Source organism: Actinoplanes sp. NPDC051388, from assembly GCF_055586225.1.
The window spans coordinates 134,257-153,802 of the sequence record NZ_JBVJIP010000023.1 but is presented as its reverse complement, the minus strand read 5'-3'; the positions used below and the strand labels follow the sequence as shown (position 1 = coordinate 153,802).

The following is a 19,546-nucleotide window of genomic DNA, read 5'->3' as shown; positions in this document are numbered from 1 at the left end:
ATCTGGACAGATCCTAGTTCAGGCCCGTCAAAGGTTGTCAAGAAAAAGCTCCCGGCGAATGAAGAGAGCTGTCCGGCTAGCGCTCGAGCGCGGCGACCTGCACGTCGATGCCGGCGCGGGCGAGACTGCGAACCGCCGCACGGTCGCTCGCCGGATCTGTGACGAGCACGTCGATGCGGTCACTCGGCACCGTCTGGCACATCGTGTCGTGCCCGATCTTGGTGTGGTCGGCCAGGACGACCACCTGCCGGCCGGCGGCCATGAATGCCTGGTCGGTCGCTGCCGCGAAGACATTGGGGGTGGTCAGGCCACGTTCGACGGTGACGCCGTCGCCGGAGAGAAAGACCTGTGCACCGCGCAGACCCCGCAGGTTCTGCTCGGTGATCGGGCCGACCAGCGCTCCGATCGAGCGGCGCAGCGTGCCGCCGAGCAGCACGACCTCGATCTGCGACGTGCCGGAAAGGGCCTGGGTGACCGGAATCGAGTTCGTCACCACCGTCAGCGGGCCACCACGGGCCAGGTGTCGTGCCAGCGCGTGAGTAGTGCGACCCGGGCCGAGCAGGACCGCGCTGCCGGGAGCGACAAGCGACGCGGCATGCGACGCGATCGCCTCGCGCTCCGCCTCAACCGGGTCGCCGTCCGGCGCCGGGCCGGGACCGGCCCGGTCCAGCGGGCCGGCGACGGTTGCCGTCGACACCCCGCCGCGCGTCGACTCCAGCAGACCTTCGGCAACGAGTTGCCGCAGGTCGCGCCGGACCGTCGACTCGGAGGCGCCCAACGCGCCGGCCAGCTCGCGAAATGACGCCCACCCACGCCGACTCACCTCTTCGAGCAGACGTGACCGCCGCTCGGCGATCAGCACCGCCGATCACCTTTCCCATCTGCCGCAGCACGTTCACCCACGGACGCCACCGTATAGCAGAACACGTCATTTTCTATCACGTCGTGTCACCGGCGCGCGCAAGAAGGGCCTGGAACTGGCCGAACGCCTCCTGGGCCTGCGCGCGCCGAGGGCCGGGCACGTATTGCCGGGGCGGCGAGGACCGGGCGACCACCGCGCGCAGTTCCGGCAGCGACCCGATCTCGCCGGCAGCCCACGCTTGAACGAGCAGGTTGCCGACTCCGGTCGCCTCCACCGGCCCGGCGAGCACACGTCGGTCGATCACGTCGGCCGTCAACTGGCAGAGGACCTGATTGGCAGCCCCGCCGCCGACCAGGTGCACGACGCCGGCGCGAACACCCGAGAGCGATTCGGCGCGTTCCAGGGTCAGCCGTTGACGGCAGGCGAGGCTGTCGAGGATGCAGCGCACCATCGCCGCCCGGCTCGCCGGCGGTCGCTGCCCGGTCTCTCGGCAGTAGGCCTCGATTCGCGCGGGCATGTCGCCATGCGCCTGGAAACGGGGGTCGTCCGGGTCGATCAGCGTCGTGGAGGCTAGCTCTGCGGCGACCCTGGTCAGGTCGGAATAGCTCGGCGCGGCCACGCCACCCCAAGCTTCCCGGCAGCGCTGAAGCAGCCACAGCCCAGTGCCGTTGCGAAGGAACCGCACCGTCCCGGCCACACCGAGCTCGTTGGAGAAGCCGGCGCGGCAGGCTTCCTCGGTCAGCACCGGCGCCGGCAGCTCGAGGCCGACCAGGCACCACGTTCCGCTGGCGATGTACGCGATCGGCGGCGAGCCGGGTGTGGCGGCCACGGCCGATGCAGTGTCGTGCCCGGCTACGGCGGTCACCATGACCGGCCCGCCCCCGTCGATGACGCCCTGGCGCAGGTGCCCGACCGGCGTCCCGGGCGGCACCACCTCGTGGTCGAACAGGCGGACCGGCAGGCCGAGCTTGTCGATCACATCGACCGCCCACCGCCGCTGAAGGAGGTCGAAGAGCTGGCTGGTGCTCGCGATGGTCGCCTCGCTCACCTGGACGCCGGTCAGCCAGTAGGCGAACAGATCGGGAAGCATCATCAGGCGGTCCGCCGCCGCCAACAAGGGCGAGTGCTCCATCGACAACAGCTGGCTCGCCGTCGTGATCGGCAGGCTCGGCGTCCCGGTGACACGGTAAAGTTCGCCCGCGCCGACCCGCGACTCCGCCTCACGCGGCATCCCCTCGGTGCGTGGGTCGCGATAGTGGAAAGGATTGCCCAGCAGGTGTCCGGAGCGGTCGAGGAGCCCGAAGTCGTTGCCCCACACATCGACGCCTATGCCGTCTATCGGTCCGGACGCCGCGGCTGCCGCCAGTCCCGCGGTCATGCCGTCGTAGAGGCCGAGCACATTCCAGTGCAAGCCGGTCGGCAGGTGCGCCGGCCGGTTGGCGAAGCGATGCACCTCCGAGACCGTCAGCCGGCCGTCGTCCAGAGTGCCCCGCAGGACTCGGCCACTTTCCGCGCCGAGATCGACCGCTAGGTAGGTGGACACTCTCCCAGCCTAGAGGCTGGCCATGGCTGCCGCGCGATCGTGGTGGATGCGGCGCCGACCACCGTCGTCAGTCGTACGCATTGACCCCTTTGATCACGGGCCGGTAACGTTCGGGATCGATACCTTTCCATGCGCGCCCCGCTCCCGAGCTGGGCCCGCCGGAACGGAGGATTCCACGTGCGATCACATCGGCTCGTGTGCGCGGGCGCCGCTCTCACCGCAGCACTCATGTGGATGACACCCCCGGCGGTGGCGGCACCACACCGCAGCGAGTCAAGCCGGGCCACGCAGACCACCCGCGCGCTGGCCGCCTTCTCGGCCCTGCAGCGATACTTCGGCACGACCGACGGCTCCGGGCTCTATCGCGAGCAGTATCCCGCGGCGCCCGGCGACAACCCGTACTCGTACGAGTGGCCGTACTCGCAGATCCACATCGCCGCGCTGGATCTCACCGTGGCCGATCCGCGGAGCGAACCCATCTACGCCGCGCGGGCCGCCGCCCAGGAGCGCTACTGGAACGCTGCCGGCGGCACGACCGGCCTGCCTGGCTACGACTCCTACCCGGTCGCGCCTTACGGCCAGGGTGGCGACATGTTCTACGACGACAACGAATGGGTCGGCCTGGCCAAGGTCCAGCGGTACCTGCAGACCGGAGACGTCGCCGCCTTGGCCCGCGCCGAGGAGATCTTCGCGCTGGTCGAGTCCGGCTGGGACACCGACGCCGGTCACAGTTCCCCGGGTGGCGTGTTCTGGACTCAGGCCGACTGGAGCCACGACCGCAACACGGTGTCGAACATGCCGGGCGCCGAGTTGGGCCTCCGGCTGTACCAGATCACCGGGCAGCGTCGGTACCTGAACTCCGCGTTGCGGTTCTACCACTGGACGAACACGTACTTGCAGAGCCCCAATGGTTTGTACTGGGACCACCTCGACCTCGACGGCGCGATCGAGAAGACCATGTGGTCCTACAACCAGGGCGTCCCGATCGGCGTGAACGTCCTGCTCTATCAGATCACTCACGACCGGACCTACCTCCGGCGGGCGGAGCGGATCGCCGACGCCGCGTACACCTACTACGTCACGCAGGGCCGGCTGCACGGCCAGCCGATCTTCTTCAACTCGATCTTCTTCAAGAACCTGCTCCTGCTGCAGTCGGTGTCCGGCGACGCCCGTTACCGGCAGGCGATGGCCCGGTACGCCGACCAGGTGTGGTCCACCATGCGCGATCCGCGGACCAACCTCGTGCACTTCGACGCCGACGGTGGCACCCAGGCCATCCAGCAGGCCGCGCTCGTCCAGATCTACGCGGTGCTGGCCTGGCCACGAGCGAAGTGGCCGATCCTGTACTGAGTCGCCAGCTCGTCGTGGTAGTAGAAGGAGGGTGCTCTGGGTACGCCGGGCGAGGTCCGCGGCCGAGCTGGCCGTACGGTCCTTGTTCGCCTTGTGGGGGCCCGCCACACTGGCTTCGGGGGTGGGGACGTTGGGTCGTTACCGGGAGCGAGCTCAGCTCGACGAGGACGAGAAGCTGCAGGCGGACGGGCGGCAGGACACTGCGGCGCCCACCGGCCCGGAGATTCTGTCGATGCATCGGACGGCCGGCAACCGCGCCGTCGCGCAGCTGCTCGGCGCCGCCGGCCGGCGGCGCGGCAAGCCGAGCCGATACACCACGACCGACAGCGCGATCGCCAACGCGGCGTCGCTGTTCGGGCTCGGCGGCTCCGCGGCCGCGGTGACCGGGGCGGTCACCTTCCAGTCCAACGGCTTCAACGCGACCGCGGCCAAGCCGCTGGCCGTCACGAAGACCGCTGCCGACGTCGAGATCGACAGCCAGACCTACAGCGCGACCGGCAGCGTCACCGCGACCGGCCCGGCGGCCCGCATCGGCGACTACGAGATCGGCTTCCTGCAGACGGTCTACCAGTCCACCCGCAATTTCTACTACCAGCCGCCCGGGCACACTCCCGGCCTGCTCGAGCAGCTCGCCCCGATCCTGTTCAGCGACAAGAAGAAGATTTCCGACACCATCGGCGATGCGCCGGTCCGCGACGGCGACGCGGGCGTGGTGCCGTGGTACGGATCGGAGACGGTCGACCAGTTCGCCGCCACCTCGCCGAGCACCAAGACGAGCACGATGCAGGACACCCCGGGCACCGGCGCGCGGGACTGGAAGATCGGCTCCGGCGCCACCGAGCAGCACCTCGTCCGGACCGATGGCCGCGATCGGTTCCGCAGCTGGCTGGCGGTCAAGAACGTCAACGAGACGACGGCCATCCCGCTGAACTTCGCCGACTGGGAGGTCGACTACAGCACCACCGTCGCCGTCAACCCGGGCTCGCCCGCGTCCAGTGTGGTGACACCGGGCCCGAACTCGGGGACGAAGGTCACCGCGAAGGGCGACGGCTCCGGAGGGCAGAGTCCGCTGCACGAGGATCCGGTGGCCAACGACGCGGCGCACGACGAGGAATCGGTATGGTGATCGCCGAATGAGCCGCCGCCGATCGCCGCGGCCGGCGACCTGGCTCAGCATCATCGAGTCGGCAACGGCGGCATTCACCGGCACCGCCCGCGTCGTGGAGGACTCTCCGGCGTCGACCTCCGCGCGCGGCAGCGGCTTCCGGGTAACCGCGGAGATCACCGCCGGCGAGGCGGTCTTCGGCCCGCTGCCGGATGCGCCGGTCACCGCGGACGGTGAGACGAGCCGCCCTCCGGACCGCCGCCCGGACCCGGCCGGACCACGTTTCCCGCCCGACTCGCTGCGCGAGGTCCCGTACTGGGATCAGGCGCGCCCCGGCGCCGGCACGCCGGTCCTTTGTGTGCGGTCGCACCCGCCGGCGGTGCGGGCGCTGCTGGGCGCGGACGACGACCTGCCGCGTGCGGTCGACCTGATCCGGGGCTGGGTCGCGCAGGGCGCCGACGTGATGGGTGGCCTGCCGGGTGCGCCGGCGCCGGCTTTCGTGGCCGGCTTCGAGCTGCTCATGCGTACGACGACAGACCTGCCCGGCCTGCTCGACAGCATCCTGGCGGTCCCGGGCCGCCCGGGCGCCGCCGTCCGTGGCATCGTCGCGCTTCTACCGCCGCACACGAACCTGCTCCCGGACGCCACCTTCACCGCCGTCGCGAGGATCCTCCTCGCGACCCTGTCCACCGAACGCGACCCGGAGGCCCTGGTCGCCTTGCTGACCTGGTTCGACGCGAACCGCGACCGCACGGCCGCCCTCGAGAAGGACATCAAGGAGGCGGCCGGACGCGCGACGACGCTGACCTTCGCCGGGCCGGACGGTGACGCCTGGCACCAGGAGGTGACCCGCTTCGCGATTCCCCTTCTCAGCTGAGCGGCGCGGCTTGCGCGCCGGTCTAGCATTCGCCGTATGTTCCGACTTCGCCCCGTCCTCGTGTTGTCCGCCGCTCTGCTGGCGTTGGTCGCGTGCACCCCCGACAAGGCCGAGAACGGCGGAAGCACGGCGCCGGCGGTCAGCCTGCCCGTCGGTGACACGCTGGTGAAAGAGTCCGCTGCGGCGATGCGTGAGATCAAGACCGCGCAGTTCCTGATCACCGCCGAAGGTGAGATCTCCGGGCTCAGTCTGCGCCGGGCCGAGGGCGCGCTGACCAGGGAAGGCAGCGCGAAGGGCACCGCGCAGGTCAATCAGGCCGGCTCGGACGTCGAGCTGGAGTTCGTAATCGTCGGTGACAAGCTCTATCTGAAGGGCCCGACCGGCGGTTTCCAGACGCTGCCGCTCACGCTGGCGGCCGCCGTCTACGACCCGTCGGCCATTCTCGATCCCGACCGGGGCATCGCCAAGGTGCTCGGATCGGCGACCGGGGCCACGACCGAGGCGTCGGAGCCGGTCGACGGCAAGAACGCCTGGCGCGTCGCGGTCACCACGACCGGCGCCGACCTGGCCGGGCTGATCCCCGGCCTGACCGGCAGCGTCCCGGCCAAGCTGTGGATCGCCGACGCCGACAAGCGCCTGGTCAAGGCGGCCTTCACACTGCCGGGCGGCGCGGCCACGGCGACGTTCGAGGAATTCGACGTACCGGTGAAGATCAGTGCGCCCTAGCACCACCTCCGCCGCGCCGGCATCGGCGCGGCGGCGCCTGGCGATCGGTGTCGGTGGCGCCACCGTCCTGCTAGCGGCCCTCGACGCGTACGTCGTGGTGACCGTCCTGACCGACATTCTGGGCGACGTCCACATCCCGCTCAACCGGCTCGAGCGCGCCACGCCGATCGTGACCGGCTACCTGCTCGGGTATGTGGCCGGCATGCCGCTGCTCGGCTCGCTCTCCGACCGGTTCGGCCGCCGCGCGGTCATCGTCGCCTGTCTGGCCGGTTTCGCCGTGGGTTCGGCGATGACCGCCGGCTCGGGTGAGTCGATCCATTGGCTGGTGGCCGGCCGCGCGGTGCAGGGGCTGGCCGGCGGCGCGCTGCTGCCGGTGACGATGGCCCTGGCCGGCGATCTCTGGACGGCGCAGCATCGCCGCGCGGTCGCCCTCGGAGCGGTCGGCGCCGCGCAGGAACTCGGCAGCGTGCTCGGCCCGATCTATGGCGGCGTGGTCGCCGCGCTGATCGGCTGGAGGGGCATCTTCTGGATCAACGTTCCGCTGGCCGCGCTGGCCGCCGTCGCCGTCCTGTTCGCGCTGCCCCGGGAGACCGCCGCCCGGCCGCACCGACCCGGCGTCGACCTGCTCGGTGGCGTCCTGCTCGCGGCCGGTCTGGCCCTGCTGGTCGTCGGTCTCTACAACCCGGATCCCGAGCGAGCGGTGCTGCCCTCGTGGGGTCCGGCCACGCTCGGCGCGGCTGTCGTCGTACTCGTGCTTTTCGGTTGGTGGGAAAGCCGGGCCCGGACCAAGCTCTTTGATCCGGCGGGCGTGCGCATGGCGCCTCTTCTCGCCGCGCTCGGCGCGAGTTTCTGCACCGGCGCTGCCCTGATGGTGACGCTCGTCGACGTTCAGCTGGTCGCGCAGACGCTGCTCGGCAAGGATGCGTTCGGCGGCACGCTGCTACTTACCCGCTTCCTGATCGCGCTCCCGGTCGGCGCTGTGCTCGGTGGCGCGGTGCTGGCCCGCCTCGGCGAGCGTCTGGTCACCCTGATCGGACTGCTCACGGCCGCTTTCGGGTACGGGCTGATCGCGTACTGGCCGTCCACCGTGCTTGCGGAGCGCTATGCCGGAGTCCTGCCTCGCCTCGACACCGACCTCGCCATCGCCGGCCTGGGCCTCGGCCTGGTCATCGCGCCACTCGCCGCGGCTGTGCTGCGCGTGACGCCTCCCGACCGGCACGGCGTGGCCTCGGCCGCCGCGGTCGTGTCCCGGATGGTCGGCATGCTGGTCGGCGTCGCGGCGCTCACCGCGTGGGGCCTGCACCGCTTCCAGGTGCTGACCGCGAACCTCGACACCCCGCTGCCGTTCGGCGTCGACCCGGCCGAATACCAAGCCCGGCTCGCCGTCTACGAGGTCGCGCTCGAGGCCGCACTGCGAACCGAATACCGAGAGATCTTCCTGGTCACGGCCGGCCTCTGCGCAGTCGGCGCCCTGCTCGGCCTGCTGCTGGGAGGCAGGCACACCGCCACGGGCAACCAAGCCTGAACCTGCGGTTCTCCGCGGGTCTGTCCGGCCATCAGCGCCCCCTTGACTCCGCAGTGGGCACCTGTCCATACTGAACATAGACAGTAGATGTGTTGGAGGCTTTGTGGATGCGTGTCATCGTCTCGCCTGGCCCCGGAGTGCCCCTGTATGAGCAGATCGTTGAGCAGATTCGACAGCAGATCATGGCCGGGGAGCTCGCGGCCGGGACGCCGCTGCCGTCATTACGCGCGCTGGCCGGAGAGTTGCGGGTCAGCCTGATCACGACCACGCGGGCGTACAACGACCTTGCCGCCGAGGGGCTGATCGTGAACGTGCCCGGCAAGGGCTCGTTCGTCGCACAGATCGACCCGGACGAGGCCCGCCGGGCCTCGCTGGAGCGGGCCCGGGCCGGATTGCGGCAGATCGTCGCCCGCACCCGGCACACCGGGCTGGTCTCGCTGGAGAAGCTGACCGCGATGCTCGCGGAGGAATGGGAGCGGGAGCGATGAACACGACAGAGCACGTTGTGGAGACCGTCGGGCTCGTGAAGCGCCGCGGAGACTTCACGCTCGGCCCGCTGGACCTTCGCGTTCCGCGGGGATTCGTCACCGGAATGGTCGGTGCCAACGGCTCGGGCAAGACGACGACGCTGCGCACGCTGCTCGGGCTCGTCCGCGCGGACGCGGGAAGGATCGCGATGCCGCCGATCGGCGAGGTCGGGATCGTGTTCGACCAACCGTTCGTGCTGCCGTACTGGCGGGTCCGTGACGCGGCGTCCGCCTATGCCGCGTCTCGACCCGGCTGGGACCAGGACTGGTTCGACCGGCTGTGCCGCCGGCTCAGACTGGGGGCCGACGAGCGAGTGAACAAGCTGTCGCGGGGCCAGGGCAACAAGCTGATGATCGCGCTGGCGATGGGCAATCATCCCGAAATGCTGATCCTGGACGAGCCCACCAGCGGCCTCGACCCGGCCGCGCGAGCCGACCTGGTCGACCTGCTGCGCGAGCACATGCACCGTCCCGAGGCGTCCCTGCTGTTCTCCACGCACATCACCAGCGACCTGGAGCACTTCGCCGACTACCTGGTGTTCGTCGATGGCGGCCAGATCGTCTACTCCGGCGCCGTGGACGAACTCATCGAGGAGTTCGCCTACGTTCGAGGAGCGTTGACGGACCTCACCGCGGAGAACAAGCCACTGATCCGGGGCCTGCGCCGCGGCCAGCACAACTTCGACGGCATCATCCGCACCGCCGACACCGCCGGGTTCGGCCCGGGCGTCCAGGTCGAGACCCCGACGATCGAGCGGGTCGTCGTTCATCATGTGCGGCCCAGAGACGAGGAGTCCTGACATGCACGCCATTGCTCGCTTCGTCGGTCTGGACCTGCGGTCCATGCGACCCAACGCGAAGTTCTTGATCATCCCTGCGGCGATCATCGTCGGCGCGAATCTGGTGGCCAGCGCAATGCTCCTGCTCAACGCCGACGACGCCGGCGAAGTCGAATCCGCCGGCCTTAGCGTGTACGTGCTGATTCCGGCGCTGTCCTGCTTGGCGGTCCTCAACACCCCGAGCCACCTGTTCGGAAACGACGAACGCGGCCGCCTCGACACCCTCTACGCCGCGCTCGGCATCCGGCGCCAGCACGTCGTCCTCGGCCGTTATGCGACCTGCCTACTGCTGCTGATCGCATTCACCGTCGCAGGGACCCTCGTGGCTCCGGTTGCCGCGCTCGCCTTCGGCGCCGAGTTCGACTGGGCGGTCGCCGCCGCCGTCGCCGCCGCCAGCGTCACACTCATCGGCACGCTGCTTGCCGCCCAACTACCCGCGTTCTTCGCGACCGGCCCGGGCCCGATTCGCATCGTCGCCGTCTTCCCTCCCGCCATCATCATGGCCGTCATATTCGGAGCAGTGGGGTTCCCCACTGTCCGCACTGCGGTGCCGTCGTGGCTCGACGACGCGAACCCCGCCCGGCTCACCATCGCCGCGATCGCCGCAATCGCGACCCTCAGCATCCTCGGACTCGCCACCACCACGCTCTCCGCGCGCCTGTACGCTCGGCGCGATCTCTAGCGCTCGGCCGCTTTCACTGTCAAGGCGTCCGTCCGCGCCCAACCTCCGGCGATCCGCCCAGCCGGGTCACCCCAGGAGGCGGCCGGGTCTTTGTTGTCGATCGTGCGTCCGCCGCGCCCGCAGCAAGGTGCTCGCCGAACAGCGGGGCCGCCCCTGCGAGGGAGGTTGAGCCATCTGGTCATAGTGGATCGATGGCGATGTGGCAGCGGCACTCTCTTCTTCCCGAGCTCGAGGGGTCCCAGGCGGTCCTGGTCGCTTGTGGTGACGGTGGCCCAGAACTGCGAGGCCGTTGGGGGCCGGAGGAGATGGTCCGCAAGCTCGCCGAAGTGCTCACGTCACCCGACGACGGGACGGCCGCGTTCCGTGCCGATTCCGTCCAGGTTCTGGTGGACCCGGAATCTACCGTCGAGCTGGTCGATGTTGTTCGGCGGGCCGGTGATCGCGCGCGGGACACGATGTTGTTCTTCTACGCTGGAAACGGTGTGAGGCACGAGAGGTTGGTCGAGTCAGGCGCGCTGAAAGCGGTGGCCGAAGCCGTGAGCGCCGGCGTCGCGGCCAGACCTGTCGTCATCCTCGACGGCGCGAACGAGCATTGGTTCACCAGGCTTGCTCCGGACTCGTTCGTTCTCGCCGGATCGAGTTTTGGGTCGGGCGATCAGTAACTTGGCGGATGTGGATCGGACGGCTGCCGTTGACGGGTTCCGGCTTGCGTACGAGCGAACCGGTGCTGGTCCCGCCGTGGTGTTGCTGCACGGGTGGCCCAGCGACCGAACCGAGTACCGCGACGTTGTGCCGCTCCTGCCGGCGGCCGACGTGGTGGTACCCGACCTGCGCGGCTTCGGCGCGTCTGACAAGCACGCGGCCGACCCGACGGCCCAATACAGCGCCGACGCGCAGGCGCGCAGCGTCATCGGGCTGATCGAAGAGCTCGGGCTGGACCGGCCGGTCCTCGGCGGGCACGACATCGGCAGCCGGATCGCGCAGGCTGTGGCCCGGCATCGCCCAGACCTGGTCCGGGCGTTGGTGCTCACGCCGCCGCTGCCGGGGATCGGCGAGCGGATCCTGACCCCGTCGGCGCAGCAGGAGTTCTGGTACGTGCCCTTCCACCAACTTCCGCTCGCGGACGAACTCATCGACGGCCGGCCCGACGCCGTGCGCCGCTACCTGCGCCACTTCTGGACGCACTGGTCCGGCCCCAGGTTCACCCTCGCCGAGGACCACCTCGACCATCTCGTCGGCCTGTACGCCGAGTCGGGCGCGTTCACCGCGTCCATCCACTGGTATCGCGTCGGCTCCGGTGGGCTCGCCAGGGTGGTGGCCGAACCGGTGCCGCCGCCGGCGGAGCGGATCACTGTGCCGACCACAGTGCTGTGGCCCGAACACGACCCACTGTTTCCCACCGGCTGGTCCGACCGGCTCGGCCAGTTCTTCGTCAATGTACGGCTGCAGCACCTTGACGGCGGGCACTTCCTACCGCTGGAGTGTCCGCGAGAATTCGCCGCAGCCGTGATCACCGCGGCGGCCACAACGCCCGCTTGAGCGACGACAGCGGAATTCCGTCAACTCGGAAACGTCCTCTGCCGCCGTCCGAGCACTCGGTGGGTTGCAGTGGCCTGGGGTGCATACGTTCTCGAGAGTGCGGCCTGTGAAACAAGCGCGGCCGCGCGTGGGTCTCGTGGGTTTCTGTCATTCGGCGTCGCCACGACGGCGATGAAGTGATGTTCACGTCTATCGTGTACTTCACCAGCATGGACGACATACGCGCCTTCGCCGGGGCGGAGCCTGAGCAAGCCGTCATAGAGGACGCCGCTCGCCGTGCTTTGACCCGATGGGACACGCGGGTTACCCACCATCAGGTCGCGATCGACATCGGGCCGTAGCCAACGCGAGATGTAGCCGCGTCGCGGCCGGGCCGGCAACGCGGCGATATCGAGTTGTTGGTGCGACCGACGTCGCTTTCCGGGCCATCAGACGATGAGTGGGCAGGGCGACTTGCTGACGGCTGGGCCACTCCCGCCGGCGCGGGCCGGCGGGAGTGCTGGTGTCAGCCTTGCCGGGACCGGCCGCCGCGCCGTGACTCGAACATGACGGTCATCGGCGCGGCGAGAAAGATCGACGAGTACGTGCCGGCGGTGATGCCGATCAGCAGGGCCAGCGCGAAGTCGAACAGCGAGTCACCGCCGAGCACGGCCAGGGCGATGAGGATGAAGATCGCGCCGAGGCCGGTGTTGACCGTACGCGGCACGGTCTGCAGGGAGCCGGTGTTGGCCAGCTCCGCGAAGGATCGGCCGGATTTCGCCCGGACCAGCTCGCGCATGCGGTCGAAGATGACCACCGAGTCGTTCACCGAGTAGCCGATCACGGTGAGCAGCGCGGCGAGGAACACCCCGTCGATGGGCCGGCCGAGCCACGCGAAGATGCCGAGCAGCAGCAACACGTCGTGGAGCATGGCGAGCACCGCGGCCGCGCCCCACTGCCAGCGGAAACGGATCGCCAGGTAGGCCAGTTGCGCCGCGAGCGCCACGCCGAGGGCGATGACGGCGTTGCGGCGCAGCTCCGCGCCCAGGGTGGGGCCGATCCGCTCGTCGCGGAGCCGCTGCACCTGCCCGCCGCCCGCATCGGTGAGCGCCGACCGGAGCTCAGCCTCCACGTCCTCGCCGAAGTTGCCGGCGCGGACGCTGATGTTGCCGTCGCCGGCGGTGTTGATCACCGCCCGGTCGAGGCCGGCCGAGGTCACCGCGTCGCGGGCGGTGTCGGCCGGCAGGGGAACGGTGGTGGCGTACTCGACGATCCGCCCGCCGGTGAACTCCACGCCCAGGTTGAGCCCGCGCACCCCGATGCCGGCGAGCGCGGCCAGGGTGGCCACGCCCGCGATCATCAGCCAAACTCGCCGGCGCCCCATGATGTCGGGGTTGCGTTCGGTCAGCTTGCGCCGGACCCAGCCGGTGCCGGCCAGACCGCTCAGGCCCGGCCGGCGCTCGGCCCAGCGACTGCCCATCAGCGGGGATGCGAGCACGCGGGTCAGGACCAGCGCGGTGAACATCGAGACCAGCACGCCGATGGTCAGCGTGACACCGAAGCCGCGTACCGGTCCGGAGGCCAGGAAGAACAGCAGTCCCGCCGCGAGCAGCGTGGTGATATTGGAATCGGCGATCGCGGACAGCGCGTTTCGGAAACCCGCCCGGAGCGCGGTCCGCAGGCTGCGCCGCGAACCGCGGGCGGCGTACTCCTCCCGGGCTCTCTCGAAGATCAGCACGTTGGCGTCGAGCGCCATGCCGATGGCCAGGACGAACCCGGCCAGGCCGGGCAGGGTCAGGGTGGCGCCGATGGCCAGCAGCGCAGCGTACGAGATGAGGCCGTAACCGATCAGCGCGACCGCGGCCACCCCACCGATCAGCCGGTACGCGCCGATGATGAACAGCAGCGTGGCGATCGTGCCCAGCACGGCGGCCGTCGCGGAGGCGTCGATCGCCGCCTGGCCCAGCGTCGGGCCGACCGTGCGCTGCTCGAGGATGTCCACCGGCACCGGCAGCCCTCCGGCACGGACCAGCAGGGCGAGGTTCTTGGCCTCGGCCTGGGTGAACGATCCGGTGATCTGCGTCCGGCCGCCCGCGATGCCGGCCTCGCAGACGACGTCCTCGCCGACCTGCGGTGACGAGATCACCTCCCGATCCAGGACGATCGCCACCCGCCGGGCCGGGTCACCGGCCGCGGCGCAGGCCGCCGTGCCGGTGAGCCGCTGCCAGGCGTCGCCGCCGTCGCCGCGGAAGTCGAGCGTGACCTGCCAGCCGCCGAACTGGTCGCGGACGGCGTCGGCGCCGGCGACCTGCTGCCCCGACAGGGCAGGCGGGCCCAGCCGCAACGGCTGTCCGTCCTCCGACGGCAGGGCGATCTCCTCGGCTGCGTTCTTCGGAGACGCCGGGCTCGGGCCGGTGCTCGGCTGGGCCTCGGCGACGCCGAGGACGGGGCGGAAGGTGAGCTGGGCGGTGCGGCCGATGACGCGTACGGCTTCGGCCGGATCGGTGACGCCGGGCAGCTCCACCACGATGCGCCGCTCGCCGGAGCGGGCCAGCGTCGGCTCGGTCACGCCGAGCTCGTCGACGCGGCGACGCAGCACTTCAAGGGCTTCGTCGGTGGTGACGGCGTTCGCCTCGGCGAACTCGCCGTCACGGGTTTCGAGAACAATCTGGGTGCCACCGCGCAGATCCAGCCCGAGCCGGGGCGTCCGGGTGGCCAGCAGCCAACCGGAAACCACCAGGACTACCAGGGCCAGAACAGCGCGCACGGCAGTAGCGCGCGACATGATTATCGATGCTCCTCAACACGGGATGTCCCGCGCGGGCCGCACTGAGCCCCGCCGCGGGCGAAAGGAAAGGGGACGCTGCTACGCCGTTCGGCGGGGCGGCGCCCGTCCTCTCACTGCGCTGAGAGCGGCCGCGGAAACAGCCGACGAGCCCGTCCGGGCAGCCGCCGACCAGCTGAAGCGCCGCGCGACTCCGAGCAAGAGCGCCGCAACCGCGGCGACCAGAAGGAAGAGCGCACCGACTGAAGGCTTGGCGATCGGCCGCACATCGGGAAGCACCGGCGCCATCGACGCCGGCGCGACCGCCGCGGTCACCGTCGCGACGCGGGGGTGCTCGATCTCGATGCCGGGAGTGAACCCGACCAGGGCGGTGCTGACAACGAGCGCGATCGCGAGCACAGCGGCGTGCCACGCCTGCTGACCCCGCCGCGTACGTTGCACGCCCAACTCCCTCATCCGACCAAGCGCGAGCGTAACCCAGCCGCGCAGCCTATCGGCCATGCGATGGAGTAGCGGCCCGGCGGCGGGGGTAACGGTGGGCTCATGGCGTTGAACAGTTTTCCGGTGAGAGCGTCGATCGCCGTGTCCGACATCGCGACGGCGGTCGAGTTCTACGAAGGCAAGCTGGGCCTGCGGGCGCTGCGGTCCGGCCCGAGCGCCACCATCGGGCCGGGCCTCACTGGTTGTAGGGAGCCGGACCGACGCCGTGCTGTGCCTGCGCGGCGAAATGGTTGAGTGTCGCGAGGAGATGGTCGCCGGTCGTGGTGGTGCCCTGGGTGCCGACCTGCAGGCCCCGCCGGTTCGCATGCCGCCAGATCTGCCGGTCTTCGAGGCCGGACGCGCCGGGATGATCGGGCTGGGTGCCCGGACGCAGCCGGATGCTGAGCACGGTGTGGCGCAGGTGGCCCCGCGCGGTGATCGGGCCCACCGCCGACCAGGGCAGGAACACCGAACCGGCGTCGGACTGCGGCACGGCGAGCCAGATGCCCCGGCGATCGATGACCAGAACGGGGTCGATCACTTGCCGGATCCGCAACCAGGCCAGGGTGCCCCGGCCGAAGACGGTCCAGGCCAGGCCGAAGCTGAGCATCCCGAATCCGGCGCCCAGCAGAATCGCCCACCCCGTGTTGTCCAGGACGCTGGCCAGCAGGCCGAACTGCGCACCGAGCGCCATCGCCAGGAAGGCATTGGCGGGCACCAGGAGCCAGGCCATCCGCCGGCTCAACCGCCGGAGGGCTGCTCGATCGGTGCGCACCTCGAACCGCTCCGGGCCGAGGCCGGCTCTGCTCCCGTCCATCCCTGACACCTGTCCTTCCGCCGGCCCGCCGGGCGAACGGCCACCATACCGACGGTCCGGCCGTGGCGGTGCCCCGTCGCGAGCCCGCGGATTCGACTGCCGCTCAGGGTCGGGTGCCGTCCACCGCGACGCGCAGGTTCGTCACCTCGTAGGAGGAAATTCCGGGGACGGCGCCGACCTTCGGCGACGTGATCATCCGCAGGCCGGGCAGGGCGAGCAGCTTCGTCAGGAAGATGTCGGTCTCCTGGATCGCGACGTGCTCGCCGGGGCAGCGGTGTGGGCCGTCGCCGAAGGACAGCACCGCCTCGCGGACCCCGGCGGCCAGGGGACGGTTCGGGCACACCTGGTCGGGCCGCTCGCCGACCACGTCCGGGTCCACGTTGGCCGCTGCCACGCCCATCTCGACCAGGGCGCCCGCCGGGATCACGGCTCCCGGCACGGTGATGTCGGCGGTGGTCCGGCGGAAGAGGTCGAATACCACCGGCTCGAGGCGGAGGATCTCCTGCAGGATCGCCGTCCGCTGCGCCTGCGTGCCGGTCGTGTAGGCGGCCCGCAGGTCGTCGTCGGTGCACAGATGCCAACTGGCGACCGCGATGAACTCCCTGGTGGTGACCATGCCGGCGGCGCCGAACGTGACACATTCGCCGAGGATCTCGGCGTCGGTGCAGCCCTCGTCGATCAGGTGGGAGATGAGGTCGTCGCGTCGTTCCCGGCGGCGGGCCCGCACGTTCGGCCGGACGTCGCGGTAGTAGAACATCACCACCGCGGCGTTGGACCACGCGCTCTTGATCAACCCGACCAGCGGCACGCGGGACGATCGCTCCATGAAGAAGCGGTCCAGGCGTTTCGGCATGCCGGGAGCCCGTTCGGTCAGGCCCATCACCTCGGCGGTGACGGCGACAGCCAGGTCGAAGGACAACTTCGACAGGTCGGCTTCGCCCCGGCGCCGCAATTTCGCGATCTGTTCGTCGGCGAGACGTTCCATCAGAGACCGGTACGCCGAGTCCACGCGCTTCGGAGTGAAGTATTTGGCCGTCTGCCGACGGTGCTCGCGGTGCTCCGTCCCGTCCCGATAGAGCACCGGCAGCCGCATCCGTTTCTCGGCCTTCTTCGCCTGTTCGGCCCGGAAGCCGGCCTGGCGGGTCTCGGTGTTCCGCAGAATCTCGCGGGCGGTGGCGAAGTCGTGCACCTGCCAGACGCCCTCGGCGGTGCGGTGGACCGGGCAGCCCGGGGTGAGCTCGCCGCGGGGGACTTTGCGCTGGGACACGAGCGGGGGCTCCTTCATCGATCGATATCACGATGATGTGGTGTCGCGTACCCGGAAGCAAATGCCTCGCCGCGACAAGCCGGACCGGAACGGGACAGCGGGGGACCGTCGATCCTTGGCACACTGGGCTTCGGGCTCCGGACTCTCAGGGGAGGCGCATGTTCGGGTGGCTCGTGGTGGATCACCGGCGGCGGCTGGGCCTGACCCAGGAGGAGCTGGCCGCGCGCGCCGGGGTGAGCGTCCGCACGATCCGTGAGCTCGAGGCCGGGCGGGTGCAGGCGCCGAGACCGGCGTCGGCGCGGCTGCTGGCCGACGCGTTCGGCCTGCGGGGCACGCAGCGGGACGATTTCGTGCGCGCCGGCTCCCCGGCGATGGAACACCACGCGGAGACGCCGGCGGCGATGGATGCGCACTGCCTCCCCAGGCCGGCGACCCACTTCAGCGGCCGCACCGGCGAGGTGGCTCGATTGCTGTCCGTCGTCGAAGGCCGCCGGTCCGACCGGCCGCTGGTCGTCGCGGTCGACGGCATGGCGGGCGTGGGCAAGACCGCGCTGACCGTGGAGGTCGCGCACCGGGTCGCGGACGCATACCCCGGCGCCCAGCTGTTCCTGGACCTGCACGGGCACAGCGCGCGGGATCCGCTCGAGCCGTCGGTGGCGCTCGGGCTGCTGCTCGGACAGCTCGGCGTGCCGATACCCGAGTTGCCGGAGGCGCTCGACGGCCGGATCGCCCGATGGCGCACCGAGCTGGCCGCCCGGTGGGTCGTCGTGGTGCTGGACAACGCCGCGGGCAGCGACCAGATCCGGCCGCTGCTGCCCGGCCGTTCGCCGGCCCTCGTGCTGGTGACGAGCCGGCGCCGGCTCGTCGGCCTGGACGCGGACGAGCAGGTGACCCTCGGCCCGATCGAGGAGGCCGCGGCCGTCGCGCTGCTGGTCGGGGTGATCGGTGCGCCGCGGATGGACGGGCAGCACGGCCATGCCCGCGAGGTCGCCGGGCTGTGCGGAAACCTGCCGCTCGCGCTGCGACTGGCCGCGGCCCGGCTGCGGCACCGGCCGGCGTGGACGGTGGCGGATCTGGCCGAGCGGCTGCGCCGCGCGCAGCCGCCGGTGGTCGAGCTGGACGCCGAGGGGGTGACCGTGGCGGCGGCGCTGACCCTGTCGTACCGGCAGCTCTCCGAGCCGGCGGCGGGTCTGCTGCGCGGGCTCGGGCTGCTCAGCGGCGAGGACTTCGACGAGCACGCGGCGACCGCGCTGACCGGCGCCGCGCCGGCCCAGGTGCGCGCCGCCGTCGACGAACTGCTCGACGCGCATCTCCTGCACGAACAGGGCGATCGCCGCTACCGCCTGCACGACCTGGTCCGTGACTACGCGAGCCGGCTCGCGGCCGAGGTGGACGACGAAGCCACCCGCCGGGCGGCGGCTCAGCGCCTGCTGGAGTACTACCTGCATTCGCTGGTCACGGACCTTCCGGACGGCACGGTCATCGACGGGCTGCACACACCGGACTGGGGCGTGCCCTCGCCGCACCGGAGAGTCTTCGCCGCCGAGGCCGAGCGGATCCGCTGGGAGGAGGCCGAGTGGCGCAACGTGCTCGCCGCGGTCGGCGTCGCCGAACGCTTCGGCATGGACCGGCTGGTGTGCCTGCTGGCCCGCGCCGTGTGGGGATTCCACTACCGCCGCGGCAACGCCGGCATCCTGATCACCGTGCAGGAAGCGGCGCTGGCCGCCGCACAGCGTCTCGACGATCCGCAGCTCACCGCCATCGCGCACAACTATCTGGCCGGGGCGCACGCCCGGGGCGGCCGGATGGCTCCGGCGCGACGCCATCTCGAGCACGCGATCGAGCTGTGGCGGTCGGCCGGCTCCGAGACCGCGGAGCTGATCACCCGCAACAACCTGATGTCGGTGGAGTTTCAATGCGGCCGGTTCGACGAGATGATCGCGCACGGCCGGTGGGTGCTTGCGCAGCCCGGGCGGCCGGCCGAGAGCGAGACGGTGCGGCGCCGCCTCGCCATCAGCCGGGCGTCGGTCCTGCGACTTCTCGGCGCGGTCCACGTCACGCGCGGCGATTGCGGCACGGCTCTGCACTACCTCCGGCGGGCGGCCGCACACCGGCAGGACCTGGGCGGCGACTACCGGCTGGCGTTCATCCTGCACGAGCTCGGCCGGGCCCACGCGCAGCTCGGGCACCGCGTGGTCGCGCCACTGCTGCTGCGGCGAGCGCTCACCCTCTTCGAACGGGTCGGCGCGTCGAGTGCCGCCGCCGAGGCGGAAGCCGAGCTCGGCATCATCCACCTGCACGCCGGCGAGGTGGCCGAGGCCGGGCGCCGGCACGAGTCGGCGTTGCGGCGCGCCGAGCAGGCGGGCCAGCTGCACGGCCACTGCATCACCCTCAACCGGCTGGGCGGCACCCGGTGCCGAGCCGGTGACGCGGAGTCGGCCGCCGGCCTGCACCGGCAGGCGCTGGCCCTCGCCCGGCGGATCGACGCCCGCTACGAGGAGGCGGTCGCGCACGCCGGCCTGGCCGCTGCGCTCGCCGGCGCCGACCCCGCGGCGGCCGCCCGGCACGACCACGCCGCCCGGGAGCTGTTCGCCGTCATGCGCGCGTTCGATCCCTACCACCTCGACGTCCGCCGGTGAGTTG

Annotated in this window: 18 protein-coding genes; 12 read left to right on the top strand and 6 right to left on the bottom strand. The window is 70.9% G+C overall.

Translation table 11 applies throughout. The annotated features are described in order from the left end of the window. Window positions 1-76 precede the first annotated feature (76 nt). Window positions 77-862 (bottom strand): DeoR/GlpR family DNA-binding transcription regulator, encoded by a 786-nt coding sequence (locus ACZ6TI_RS41435; protein ID WP_465350759.1) that lies wholly within the window; start codon window positions 860-862, stop codon window positions 77-79. A 76-nt stretch (window positions 863-938) separates the two neighbouring features. Beyond that, entirely contained in the window at window positions 939-2,315 is a 1,377-nt protein-coding gene (locus ACZ6TI_RS41430; RefSeq protein ID WP_465350758.1) for a rhamnulokinase, read from the bottom strand. A gap of 267 nt (window positions 2,316-2,582) precedes the next feature. Between ACZ6TI_RS41430 and ACZ6TI_RS41425 the strand changes: the two genes are divergently transcribed. From ACZ6TI_RS41425 to ACZ6TI_RS41380, 10 genes are all read left to right on the top strand, one after another. Next, on the top strand, window positions 2,583-3,755 hold the full coding sequence (locus ACZ6TI_RS41425; protein ID WP_465350757.1) for a glycoside hydrolase family 76 protein: 1,173 nt from the start codon (window positions 2,583-2,585) through the stop codon (window positions 3,753-3,755). Between the two features lie 130 nt (window positions 3,756-3,885). Next, a complete protein-coding gene (locus tag ACZ6TI_RS41420; RefSeq protein ID WP_465350756.1) occupies window positions 3,886-4,881 on the top strand; it encodes a hypothetical protein in 996 nt (331 codons plus the stop codon). Between the two features lie 7 nt (window positions 4,882-4,888). Further along, complete coding sequence (locus ACZ6TI_RS41415) at window positions 4,889-5,737, top strand: hypothetical protein (RefSeq protein WP_465350755.1); 849 nt, start codon at window positions 4,889-4,891, stop codon at window positions 5,735-5,737. 36 nt (window positions 5,738-5,773) lie between these two features. Beyond that, a complete protein-coding gene (locus ACZ6TI_RS41410; protein ID WP_465350754.1) occupies window positions 5,774-6,463 on the top strand; it encodes an LppX_LprAFG lipoprotein in 690 nt (229 codons plus the stop codon). Next, window positions 6,453-7,988 carry an MFS transporter gene (locus tag ACZ6TI_RS41405; RefSeq protein ID WP_465350753.1) on the top strand — a complete coding sequence of 512 codons (1,536 nt, stop codon included), beginning with the start codon at window positions 6,453-6,455 and terminating at the stop codon, window positions 7,986-7,988. Before ACZ6TI_RS41410 ends, ACZ6TI_RS41405 begins: the two co-directional genes overlap by 11 nt. A 107-nt stretch (window positions 7,989-8,095) precedes the next feature. After that, complete coding sequence (locus ACZ6TI_RS41400; protein ID WP_465350752.1) at window positions 8,096-8,476, top strand: GntR family transcriptional regulator; 381 nt, start codon at window positions 8,096-8,098, stop codon at window positions 8,474-8,476. Further along, window positions 8,473-9,315, top strand: coding sequence for an ATP-binding cassette domain-containing protein (locus ACZ6TI_RS41395; RefSeq protein WP_465350751.1), 843 nt, complete (start codon window positions 8,473-8,475; stop codon window positions 9,313-9,315). Before ACZ6TI_RS41400 ends, ACZ6TI_RS41395 begins: the two co-directional genes overlap by 4 nt. Window position 9,316: 1 nt before the next feature. Continuing rightward, a complete protein-coding gene (locus tag ACZ6TI_RS41390; RefSeq protein ID WP_465350750.1) occupies window positions 9,317-10,036 on the top strand; it encodes an ABC-2 transporter permease in 720 nt (239 codons plus the stop codon). Window positions 10,037-10,227: 191 nt separating this feature from the next. Then, entirely contained in the window at window positions 10,228-10,698 is a 471-nt protein-coding gene (locus ACZ6TI_RS41385) for a hypothetical protein (RefSeq protein WP_465350749.1), read from the top strand. Between the two features lie 10 nt (window positions 10,699-10,708). Beyond that, window positions 10,709-11,575 (top strand): alpha/beta fold hydrolase, encoded by an 867-nt coding sequence (locus ACZ6TI_RS41380; RefSeq protein WP_465350748.1) that lies wholly within the window; start codon window positions 10,709-10,711, stop codon window positions 11,573-11,575. Window positions 11,576-12,080: 505 nt separating this feature from the next. On the opposite strand, the gene secD is transcribed toward ACZ6TI_RS41380, so the two are convergent. Further along, on the bottom strand, window positions 12,081-14,339 hold the full coding sequence (gene secD / locus ACZ6TI_RS41375) for a protein translocase subunit SecD (RefSeq protein WP_465350747.1): 2,259 nt from the start codon (window positions 14,337-14,339) through the stop codon (window positions 12,081-12,083). Window positions 14,340-14,420: 81 nt separating this feature from the next. Further along, complete coding sequence (locus tag ACZ6TI_RS41370) at window positions 14,421-14,738, bottom strand: hypothetical protein (protein ID WP_465350746.1); 318 nt, start codon at window positions 14,736-14,738, stop codon at window positions 14,421-14,423. A 144-nt stretch (window positions 14,739-14,882) separates the two neighbouring features. On the opposite strand from ACZ6TI_RS41370, the gene ACZ6TI_RS41365 reads away from it, so the two are divergent. Then, window positions 14,883-15,074 (top strand): VOC family protein, encoded by a 192-nt coding sequence (locus tag ACZ6TI_RS41365; protein ID WP_465350745.1) that lies wholly within the window; start codon window positions 14,883-14,885, stop codon window positions 15,072-15,074. Here the strand turns inward: ACZ6TI_RS41365 and ACZ6TI_RS41360 are convergent. Continuing rightward, window positions 15,016-15,636, bottom strand: coding sequence for a hypothetical protein (locus ACZ6TI_RS41360; protein WP_465350744.1), 621 nt, complete (start codon window positions 15,634-15,636; stop codon window positions 15,016-15,018). The genes ACZ6TI_RS41365 and ACZ6TI_RS41360 overlap by 59 nt on opposite strands. A 103-nt stretch (window positions 15,637-15,739) precedes the next feature. Further along, window positions 15,740-16,921, bottom strand: coding sequence for a cytochrome P450 (locus ACZ6TI_RS41355; protein WP_465350743.1), 1,182 nt, complete (start codon window positions 16,919-16,921; stop codon window positions 15,740-15,742). Between the two features lie 140 nt (window positions 16,922-17,061). Here ACZ6TI_RS41355 and ACZ6TI_RS41350 point away from each other — a divergent pair, with 140 nt between their 5' ends. Next, window positions 17,062-19,542, top strand: a complete 2,481-nt coding sequence (locus ACZ6TI_RS41350) for a helix-turn-helix domain-containing protein (protein WP_465350742.1) — start codon at window positions 17,062-17,064, stop codon at window positions 19,540-19,542. Window positions 19,543-19,546: the final 4 nt, after the last annotated feature.

Coding starts and splice junctions, on each gene's coding strand:
- ACZ6TI_RS41350 (WP_465350742.1), top strand. CDS start 17,062: ATGTTCGGGTGGCTCGTGGTGGATCACCGGCGGCGGCTGGGCCTGACC.
- ACZ6TI_RS41360 (WP_465350744.1), bottom strand. CDS start 15,636: ATGGACGGGAGCAGAGCCGGCCTCGGCCCGGAGCGGTTCGAGGTGCGC.
- ACZ6TI_RS41355 (WP_465350743.1), bottom strand. CDS start 16,921: ATGAAGGAGCCCCCGCTCGTGTCCCAGCGCAAAGTCCCCCGCGGCGAG.
- secD (WP_465350747.1), bottom strand. CDS start 14,339: ATGTCGCGCGCTACTGCCGTGCGCGCTGTTCTGGCCCTGGTAGTCCTG.
- ACZ6TI_RS41385 (WP_465350749.1), top strand. CDS start 10,228: ATGGCGATGTGGCAGCGGCACTCTCTTCTTCCCGAGCTCGAGGGGTCC.
- ACZ6TI_RS41395 (WP_465350751.1), top strand. CDS start 8,473: ATGAACACGACAGAGCACGTTGTGGAGACCGTCGGGCTCGTGAAGCGC.
- ACZ6TI_RS41400 (WP_465350752.1), top strand. CDS start 8,096: ATGCGTGTCATCGTCTCGCCTGGCCCCGGAGTGCCCCTGTATGAGCAG.
- ACZ6TI_RS41410 (WP_465350754.1), top strand. CDS start 5,774: ATGTTCCGACTTCGCCCCGTCCTCGTGTTGTCCGCCGCTCTGCTGGCG.
- ACZ6TI_RS41390 (WP_465350750.1), top strand. CDS start 9,317: ATGCACGCCATTGCTCGCTTCGTCGGTCTGGACCTGCGGTCCATGCGA.
- ACZ6TI_RS41415 (WP_465350755.1), top strand. CDS start 4,889: ATGAGCCGCCGCCGATCGCCGCGGCCGGCGACCTGGCTCAGCATCATC.
- ACZ6TI_RS41365 (WP_465350745.1), top strand. CDS start 14,883: ATGGCGTTGAACAGTTTTCCGGTGAGAGCGTCGATCGCCGTGTCCGAC.